General features: G+C 43.4%; 7 protein-coding genes and 1 pseudogene. 5 read left to right on the top strand and 3 right to left on the bottom strand.

What is annotated here, in order from left to right; genetic code table 11:
- Positions 1–503 (bottom strand): annotated as a pseudogene (locus VXP95_RS05470) (alkyl hydroperoxide reductase subunit F); the annotation flags it as partial.
- Positions 504–736: 233 nt separating this feature from the next.
- On the opposite strand from VXP95_RS05470, the gene VXP95_RS05465 reads away from it, so the two are divergent.
- Both VXP95_RS05465 and VXP95_RS05460 read left to right on the top strand, forming a co-directional pair.
- Positions 737–955 carry a DUF1653 domain-containing protein gene (locus tag VXP95_RS05465; protein WP_064102750.1) on the top strand — a complete coding sequence of 73 codons (219 nt, stop codon included), beginning with the start codon at positions 737–739 and terminating at the stop codon, positions 953–955.
- Between the two features lie 24 nt (positions 956–979).
- On the top strand, positions 980–1570 hold the full coding sequence (locus VXP95_RS05460) for an O-methyltransferase (protein ID WP_416711629.1): 591 nt from the start codon (positions 980–982) through the stop codon (positions 1568–1570).
- Positions 1571–1582: 12 nt separating this feature from the next.
- On the opposite strand, the gene VXP95_RS05455 is transcribed toward VXP95_RS05460, so the two are convergent.
- Both VXP95_RS05455 and ahpC read right to left on the bottom strand, forming a co-directional pair.
- Positions 1583–1789: a KTSC domain-containing protein gene (locus tag VXP95_RS05455; protein WP_004278917.1), complete on the bottom strand. Its 207-nt coding sequence runs from the start codon at positions 1787–1789 to the stop codon at positions 1583–1585.
- A 284-nt stretch (positions 1790–2073) separates the two neighbouring features.
- Positions 2074–2637, bottom strand: a complete 564-nt coding sequence (gene ahpC / locus VXP95_RS05450; RefSeq protein WP_004278916.1) for an alkyl hydroperoxide reductase subunit C — start codon at positions 2635–2637, stop codon at positions 2074–2076.
- 489 nt (positions 2638–3126) lie between these two features.
- On the opposite strand from ahpC, the gene hrpA reads away from it, so the two are divergent.
- From hrpA to VXP95_RS05435, 3 genes are read left to right on the top strand one after another with little or no spacing between them, the layout of a single operon-like run.
- Positions 3127–7047 carry an ATP-dependent RNA helicase HrpA gene (gene hrpA, locus VXP95_RS05445; RefSeq protein WP_416711625.1) on the top strand — a complete coding sequence of 1307 codons (3921 nt, stop codon included), beginning with the start codon at positions 3127–3129 and terminating at the stop codon, positions 7045–7047.
- A gap of 30 nt (positions 7048–7077) precedes the next feature.
- A complete protein-coding gene (locus VXP95_RS05440) occupies positions 7078–8187 on the top strand; it encodes a beta-ketoacyl-ACP synthase III (protein WP_074383265.1) in 1110 nt (369 codons plus the stop codon).
- Between the two features lie 14 nt (positions 8188–8201).
- Positions 8202–8957 (top strand): 1-acyl-sn-glycerol-3-phosphate acyltransferase, encoded by a 756-nt coding sequence (locus tag VXP95_RS05435; RefSeq protein ID WP_064096596.1) that lies wholly within the window; start codon positions 8202–8204, stop codon positions 8955–8957.
- Positions 8958–8996 lie beyond the last annotated feature (39 nt).

Raw genomic sequence — 8996 nt, 5'->3', positions numbered from 1 at the left:
ATGATCTTGCGTTCTTCGACTTCATCCTGGAAGAAGGCACCATCAATCATGGTGGCTGTGGTACCCGGGTTGTAGATCGCAATCAGGTTCAGTGCCTGAACCACATCCGGACAGTTATGGCAGCTTAAGGAGACGAACACTTCAAAGTCGGATTGAATGCCCAGGCCTTTAATCGACTCCAGCACTTCATCAGAGACTTTGGGTGCATAACCGGAAGTTTGCAGCAATGCCAGAATCAGGGAAGTAAACTCATGTCCCATCGGCAAACCTGCAAAGAACACGCGTGGCTGTTCACCGGCTTTGGCAATACCGAAACTTGGCACACGTTTGTTGCTGCCATCAAAGCGGGCAGTCACCTGATCAGAAAGTGCCGCAATCTCTTCGACCAGTTCCTTGATCTTGTCTGACTTGTCAGAGCCATCCAGGGTAGCCACCAGTTCAATCGGGCCTTCAAGGCGCTCAAGTAAGGTTTTAAGTTGGGCAGAAGTATTTTGGTCTAACATTGCTAACGCCTCCAGAGGAGTAAATGTTTATTTGATACAGCCATGATAGGATAATCGATTGAATAGGTAAAACAGGTTGTTTTTATATAATCAATCGATTTTTTGGATAGCTTAAGAAATTCACTATCAATTTCAATTTCCTATATATGGATTAAATGGGAATTTTCAAGTAGTTTGCCGTTATGTTTGCTATTTTAGGTTAATATTTAGAATGTATTGAGGAGGATTTAGTGATGGAATTACAACGCGGTATTTATCAGCATTACAAGGGTCAGCTTTATCAGGTGTTTCATGTGGCGAACCATAGTGAAACTGAAGAAAAACTGGTGGTATATCAATGTCTCTATGGGGATTATTCGATTTGGGTACGCCCTTTAACCATGTTCACTGAAACCATTACCACGAACGATGACCGGGAGGTGGAACGTTTTAAATTGATTCAGGCACTTTAAGCTAGCAAGACTCAGGGAAGAGAGATAATGAATCCAGATAAATTTGAAAAATTCATGCAGGAATTATATGAAAAATTTCATATGCATGACCTGAAGCAGAATGATCGACTACACCGATATCGCAATATAGAGCCCGAATCTGGCCAATTTTTATCTATGCTGGTTCGTGTACAACAATCCAAAAAGATACTGGAAATTGGTACGTCTACCGGTTATTCAACCTTATGGCTGGCTAAAGCTGCACGCCAGACTCAAGCCAAGATTACAACTCTTGAACGTGATGCAGAACGGGTTGATCAGGCCAAGCAATATGCGACAGAAATTGATCTGGCAGATTTGATCGATTTTAAAGTGGGAGATGCTCAAGTTTATCTAGAAGCAACGCAAGAAGTATTTGATTTTATTTTACTGGATGCCGAACGAGATGCCTATGTCAGTTACTGGCCACATTTAAGCCGGTTGCTCAAGGTCAAAGGCGGTTTGCTGGTAGTCGATAATGTTGTTTCGCATGCAGCAGAAGTGAAAGAATTTATCACCTTAATTCAGCAAGACCCACGTTTTATTATGATGACAGTACCCATAGGCGCAGGTTTGCTGATGGTGGAGTTCCGTTAAAACGGATTTGTTTTAATCCATGCAAATTTTATTAAAATGCAAATTGTATTCGAGATATTTTTCTACGAATGCGGCTTTGTCTTGGCGTCTTAACAGGTTGTCATAAATAAATTCAGGTACGGGGTGATATAGCTCGGTATGGCCATTACTATATACAATTTTCAGGTGGCGACTTGAAGGATTGTATTTCCAAGAAATCACGGTAAGCAGTTTTTGCATATGCGTTCCTCCACTGAATATTTCTTATCTTGTCATTCGAACTTATGCTATGTGATGCTAGAGATGTATAGCTGAATTGTAAGAATGGGTAAGGATTATGAGAAAGAGAAGCAAAAGATATGCCTGAATTTTAAATAATTAAAAAAGAAAAAATTTGGACGGAAATTTTAAAAGTCCTTTTAAAGTCCTAATAAAATCCCGTATTGCGCTGACATAAAAGTTTAAACCATAAAAAACCACGCTAAAGAGCGTGGTTTTTTTGAATCACTTCAATCTAATTAAAATTAGATTTTACCTACTAGGTCGATTGAAGGAGCAAGAGTTGCATCGCCTTCTTTCCATTTAGCTGGGCAAACTTCGCCTGGGTGAGCATGTACGTATTGAGCTGCTTTAACTTTACGAAGAAGTTCTTGAGCATCACGGCCGATACCACCAGCGTTGATTTCAACGATTTGGATTTTACCTTCTGGATCGATGACAAAAGTACCGCGATCAGCAAGGCCATCAGCTTCGATTAATACGTCAAAGTTTTTAGCAAGCGTCCAGTTAGCATCACCAACCATTACGTACTGGATTTTTTTGATTTCTTCTGAAGAATCGTGCCAAGCTTTGTGAGTGAAATGCGTGTCAGTAGAAACTGAGTAGATTTCAACGCCTAGTTTTTGGAATTCAGCGTAGTTGTCAGCAAGGTCACCAAGTTCAGTCGGGCAAACGAAAGTGAAGTCAGCTGGATAGAAGAATACAACAGACCATTTGCCTTTCAGGTCAGCTTCTGTAACTTCAATGAATTTGCCGTTTTGGAATGCAGTTGCTTTAAATGGTTTAACTTCAGTATTAATTAAGCTCATCATTGTCTCCATGATTGAGGTAGTCTTTGATTTTGAATAAGAGTATCGAAATTCTGGTGAATGCTAAAATGGTATTTTTACATTATAAATATCGGAAAAACCGAATTAAGTAAAAATGCTCCGCCTTAGCAAAATAACTTTGTTCACTTAGCAGCATCAAAATGATGGCCTGATGACAAAATTATCTCTTTTTCCTCACTCTAGCAAACATGATGTTGAAACCAAAAAATTCAAGGGTCATTCAGAAAAAAAGCATGTTTTCCGGAAATTAATTTAAATATCAATCGTAAATTCGGATTCATACTTAAATCTAATCATGTAGACAGATCTCAGGGAGATGATCATGCTGCCAGATTTATTGCGCTAAAATGAGTGAAATTAAACGAGTAACGTTAAATTGCCCAGTACTTAACAGAACTACGACTATCTGAAATCTGATGAACCAAGTAAAATAAACCTTTCCAGTTTTTTGATGTGGGTGTTTTCTCTGTGCAGAGTCATTTAAATGTAGATCAATGGGTAATGGCGCGTGACCGTCACCGTTTAAATCGACTGAAAAAGGGGAAAGACGCAAATGCCAAGCAGTATCAGGAATTATTTGAAAAATCCAATCTGAAAGTACGGCAACGGCTTGAGCATATTCCAAACATCAAGCTGAATCAGGATTTGCCGGTAACCCAGTATGCTGACAAGCTGATTACCGCGATTCAAAAGCATCAGGTCATTATTGTAGCGGGTGAAACCGGTTCTGGTAAAACTACCCAGTTACCGCAAATTGCCATGCTGGCTGGACGTGGCCTGACTGGAATGATCGGGCATACCCAACCGCGCCGACTGGCAGCACGCAGCGTATCACAGCGTATTGCTGAAGAAGTCGGTGAAAAACTTGGGGAATCAATCTCTTTTAAAGTTCGTTTTACAGAACAGGGTTCGCAAGATTCAATTGTGCGTTTGATGACAGACGGTATTTTACTGGCCGAACTGACGCATGACCGTTACCTGACCAAATATGACACGATTATTATTGATGAAGCGCATGAACGTTCGTTGAATATCGACTTCATTATGGGCTATCTGAAGCAGCTGTTGCCGCGTCGTCCTGATCTGAAAGTCATCATTACTTCAGCAACCCTGGATGTAAACCGTTTTAGCAGTTACTTTAATGGTGCGCCAATTTTTGAAGTGGAAGGCCGCAGCTTCCCGGTTGAGCTGCGTTATCGCCCGATCTCGGAAATGAGCATTGGCGGTAGTGATGATGACGAGTTTGATGACTTTGAAGAAAATCTGCCTCGCGCTGTGGTCAAAGCAGTCGAAGAATGCTTTCAGGATGCACAGGAAAAAGGCCATCCTGAACACGCCGATATCCTGATTTTTGCCAGTACGGAGCAGGAAATTCGTGAGTTACAGGAAACCCTGATCAAACACGGGCCACGCCATACTGAAGTATTAACTTTATATGCGCGTCTGGCGCTGGCCGAACAGCAGAAAATCTTTAATCCTTCTGGGGGCGGACGACGTATTATTATTGCCACCAACGTGGCAGAAACGGCTTTAACCGTTCCGAATATCCGGTATGTGATTGATAGCGGTTTTGCCCGTATTTCGCGTTATAACTATCGTTCACGGGTGCAGCGCCTGCCGATTGAAGCCATTTCTCAGGCAGCAGCCAATCAGCGTAAAGGCCGCTGTGGCCGTATTGCACCGGGTGTCTGTATTCGTCTGTATTCTGAGGAAGACTTCCTGAGCCGTCCAGAGTTTACCGAACCGGAAATCAAGCGAACTAACCTGGCATCTGTAATTTTGCAGATGCAAAGTCTGGGGTTGGGTTCACTCGAAGACTTCGACTTCATTGAGCCACCAGATCATCGTCTGGTAAATGATGGCCGCAAGCTCCTGATTGAACTGGGTGCAATGGCTGAGAAAAATTCTCCTCAAGTTAGTGATGAAAAGCAGTCCGTAACTTCTTCCTCCTTTAAAAAAGGGGAAACGCAAGGGGGGTTAACCAAGATCGGTCAACAAATGGCGAAAATGCCGATCGATCCACGTCTGGCCCGTATGATTCTTGGTGGTGCACATTTTGGAGCGTTGAATGAAGTGCTGGTGATTGTGGCAGCACTTGCAGTTCAGGACCCGCGTGAGCGTCCGGCAGACAAGCAGATGCAGGCGGATCAGAAGCATGCATTATTCCGTGAAGCCGATTCTGATTTCCTGTTCTATCTCAAACTCTGGGAGACGCTGCACAATAACCGCGACAGCATGAGTGAAAATAAGCGCCGTACTTTTGCACGAAATCATTTCCTGAGCTGGTTGCGTCTGCGTGAATGGAAGAAAACTCATGAGCAGCTGGTGGATTTGGCTAAGGGCTTAAAACTGTCATTTAATGAAAAGAAAGCCAGTTATGAAAATCTGCACCGTGCCTTGTTGACCGGTCTCTTATCGTTTATCGCCAACAAGACCGATGAGCGTAATGTCTTTATGGCAGTACGTCAGCAAAAAGCACGGATTTTCCCGGCTTCTACCTTGCACAAGACCAATACGCCGTGGGTGATGGCCTTTGAAATGGTCGAGACTTCCCAAGTGTATTTACGTACCCTTGCCAAGATTGAACCGGAATGGATTCTGCTGGCCGCACGTGACCTGCTCAAGCATCATTATTTTGAACCGCACTGGTCGAAAAAAGCCGGTGTAGTGAATGCCTATGACCAGATTTCCCTGTTTGGTCTGATCATTGAGCCAAAGCGTCCGATCAATTATGAAAAAGTTGATCAGGCAGCTGCACATGAAATCTTCTTACGGGATGCTTTAACCACTGGGCATTTAGGCATTACTCCACCATTTTTAAAACATAATCTGCTTAAACTGGAAGAAGTCGAGCGGGTAGAAGACAAGCTGCGCCGTCGTGACCTGGTCGTAGATGAAGAAACCATTTACCAGTTCTATGCGTCTAAAGTGCCGCCTGAAGTGGCCAGCCGGCGTAGTTTTGAAGACTGGCGTGCCACAGTAGAGCCGCAGAATCCGCGTTATTTATTTGTTGATGACGATGCGCTGTGGCTAAATGATCGTCCAACCACACAACAATTCCCGGACTATTTGCAGAATGGTAGCCTGCGTCTGGCTGCAACCTATCGTTTTGACCCGAGTCATGATGAGGATGGTGCGACAGTTAAAATTCCACTGCAAGCCTTGGCACAGGTCGATGAAGGGATCTGGTCATGGGGGATTCCCGGCTGGCGTCTGGAGCTGATTGAAGCATTACTAAAGTCTTTGCCAAAAGACAAGCGCCGTAATCTGGTGCCAATTCCGGATACTGCACGAAAACTCATGGCAAAAGTAGATGCGCAGGATTTACAGAAACATATTTTTAGTTTCTTGGCCTTCCAGCTGCGAGGCGAACAAATCACGGAGAAAGATTTCAGCTTTGACCGGGTAGACCAATATCTGTTGCCTTTTATTAAAGTGACTGATGAAAAAGGTCGTGTCATTGAGCAGGGCCGTGATCTTGCTGAGCTGAAAGCGCGCTGCCGGACTGAAACGCATAGTCCGGTCAAACAGCTTAAAGGTGAATTTACAACTTTCCCGGAAAGCTTTGTATTTGAAGCCTCGCAAAAAGTCACCGGTGTTGTGGTCAAGCAGTATCAGGCGCTGGTTCCGGCCAAAGCTTTTGCTGACTTGGAGCAGAAAGATGAATCGGGTGTAGTGATTCAGACTTTTAATGATCAGGCTGAAGCGGTCAAAAAACATCGTGAAGGAGTGATCCGACTGGTACATATGCAACTCGGAGACTTGACCCGCCAGTTGAAAAAACAGATTTCCAAACCTCTGGCGCTGGCTTATTCACCACTCGGTGACAAGGCACAACTGGAACAAATGTTAGTTTATGCCACACTGCAAATGTCCATAAATGAGCTTCCTGTCAATGCGCAAGAGTTCCAAAAGCTGGTAGAAGATGTAAAAAAATCTTTCTTAAGTCATGGGCAGGTCGCCCTGAAAGAGATCACGGATATTTATATCCAGTGGCAGGAAATCCGCCGGAAATTGCTGGTTTTAGACCATTCTGTGTTTGAAAAAAATATCAATGATATTGAAGATCAGCTTGATTTAATGAGCCTTTCTGATTTTGTTTATCGTAAACCGTCTGATGTCTGGATTGAATTTCCACGTTATTTAAAAGCCTTGATCTTGCGTTTAGAGCGCTTGCCCAATAATCTACAAAGGGACAATTCCGCCATTGACCAAATTGATCAATGGATGGAAAAATTATTTCAGTTTAAAGATGACCCTCGTCTGAAAGAATTGTATTTCATGGTCGAGGAGTTAAGAATCTCATTGTTTTCACAACCGATGAAAACAAAAGCACCCGTGTCTCCAACTCGCTTGCAAAAAGTATGGGATCGTCTTGGAATCAGTTAAGATATAGGTAATTCAGAGAAGGAGTTTTACATGGGCATCCGCATTACGGGTACGGGCTTATTCCATCCGGAACACGTCATCACCAATGAAGAATTAGTTGAAAGTTTAAATGCTTATGTGGAACTGTTTAATCACGAAAATGCTGACAAAATCGCTGCAGGCGAAATTGAAGCGCGTCGTGGTTCTAGTGCAGAGTTTATTGAAAAAGCGTCTGGTGTCCAGCGCCGTTATGTTGTAGAAAAATCAGGTATTCTTGATCCAAGACGCTTACGTCCAAACTTACGTGAACGTGCAGATGACGAAATTTCACTGCAAGCAGAGTGGGGTGTAATTGCCGCCAAGCAGGCGATGGAAAATGCCGGTGTGACCGCTGAAGATATTGATATCGTGATTCTGTCATGCTCGAATTTGCAACGTGCTTATCCGGCTGTGGCGATTGAGATTCAAACTGCTTTAGGAATCAAAGGCTATGCCTATGACATGAATGTGGCCTGTTCTGCAGCTACATTTGGTCTGAAACAGGCTTATGATGCGATCAAAGCAGGTGCACGCCGTGTGTTGCTTGTGAATGTGGAAATTACTTCTGCACATACCGATTTTCGTTCACGTGACTGTCACTTCATTTTTGGGGATGTTGCCACTGCCTCCATTATTGAAGACACCGAAACCAAGACCGGTTTTGAAATTCTGGATATTTCATTATTTACCCAGTTCTCCAATAATATCCGCAATAACTTCGGTTTCCTGAATACGTCTGAAAATGCCGATATTGATGACAAGCGTTTCCGTCAGGATGGTCGCAAGGTATTTAAAGAAGTCTGCCCACTGGTTGCAAAAATGATTACTACTCAGCTTGAGAAAAATCATATTGCGCCAACAGAGGTGAAACGTTTCTGGTTGCACCAGGCCAATGCCAGCATGAATGAACTGATTCTGAAGCTGGTGGTGGGTAAGGAGAATGCCAAACCTGGTCTGGTACCGATTATTCTGAACGAGTTCGCGAATACCTCTTCAGCAGGTGTAATCATTGCCTTGCACCGTACTGCAAATGAAGTTGAAGATGGCGAATATGGCGTACTTTGTTCATTTGGTGCAGGCTATTCAGTCGGCTCAATTCTGGTACAAAAACACGTTGCATAAGCCAGGAGCATATTTTGCAGGTCAAACATGACGGGCAGTGGATTAGACGCTTAAGTGCCTTATCCAAACTTTATTTTACCCCTACTTTTTTAGGGGCCGAATATATTGATGCCAGTCGACCTGCAATGTATGTCGGTAATCATTCCATGTACGGAATCTTCGACTCTCCGATGCTGATTGATTATCTCTATAACGAACATAAAGTGGCTGTGGTCAGCATTGCTGATCATAGCCATTTTTATGTGCCCTTGTGGCGTGAAGCTGTGAAAAAATTTGGTGCTATTGATGGGACACAACATTATGTGCGTACTGCGATGCAGCAGGGCTATTCCATTCTGGTCTTTCCGGGTGGGGGTCGTGAAGTTTTAAAACGAAAAGGCGAGCAGTATCAGTTGATCTGGAAGCAACGTTACGGATTTTTAAAACTGGCTCAAGAGTTTAATTATGATATTGTCCCGTTTGCAGCGCTCGGTGGGGACGAAGTCTATGAGATTGGCTTTGATGCCAATAAGATTGTCCAGCACAAATATTTCCAGACACTCCTGAAAGTACCACAACTCAAAAAATTACTACGTCAAGGCGATGTAATTCCTTCTTTGCCCAAGCGACTGTTTCCCAAACGTCTGCCATTTTATTTTCAGTTTATGCCAAGACAATCGATGGCTCAGGTGCATACTCAGGAAGAGCTGATCGCATTTCGACAGAGTCTTCAACACCACATTTATACCGGTCTGGCCGAACTTAGCGTGCTGCGGCAACAAGGCCAATAAAGGCGTTTTCTATTAAATCTGGACTGTTGGTCTACCATT

This window comes from Acinetobacter sp. 226, assembly GCF_048147925.1.
Lineage (GTDB): Bacteria > Pseudomonadota > Gammaproteobacteria > Pseudomonadales > Moraxellaceae > Acinetobacter > Acinetobacter pecorum.
This window is presented reverse-complemented; position numbering and strand designations above follow the sequence as displayed.

Bases quoted from the DNA above. Each gene is read 5' to 3' on its own strand.
- VXP95_RS05455 (WP_004278917.1), bottom strand. From the start codon at position 1,789: ATGCAAAAACTGCTTACCGTGATTTCTTGGAAATACAATCCTTCAAGT.
- ahpC (WP_004278916.1), bottom strand. From the start codon at position 2,637: ATGAGCTTAATTAATACTGAAGTTAAACCATTTAAAGCAACTGCATTC.
- VXP95_RS05440 (WP_074383265.1), top strand. From the start codon at position 7,078: ATGGGCATCCGCATTACGGGTACGGGCTTATTCCATCCGGAACACGTC.
- VXP95_RS05465 (WP_064102750.1), top strand. From the start codon at position 737: ATGGAATTACAACGCGGTATTTATCAGCATTACAAGGGTCAGCTTTAT.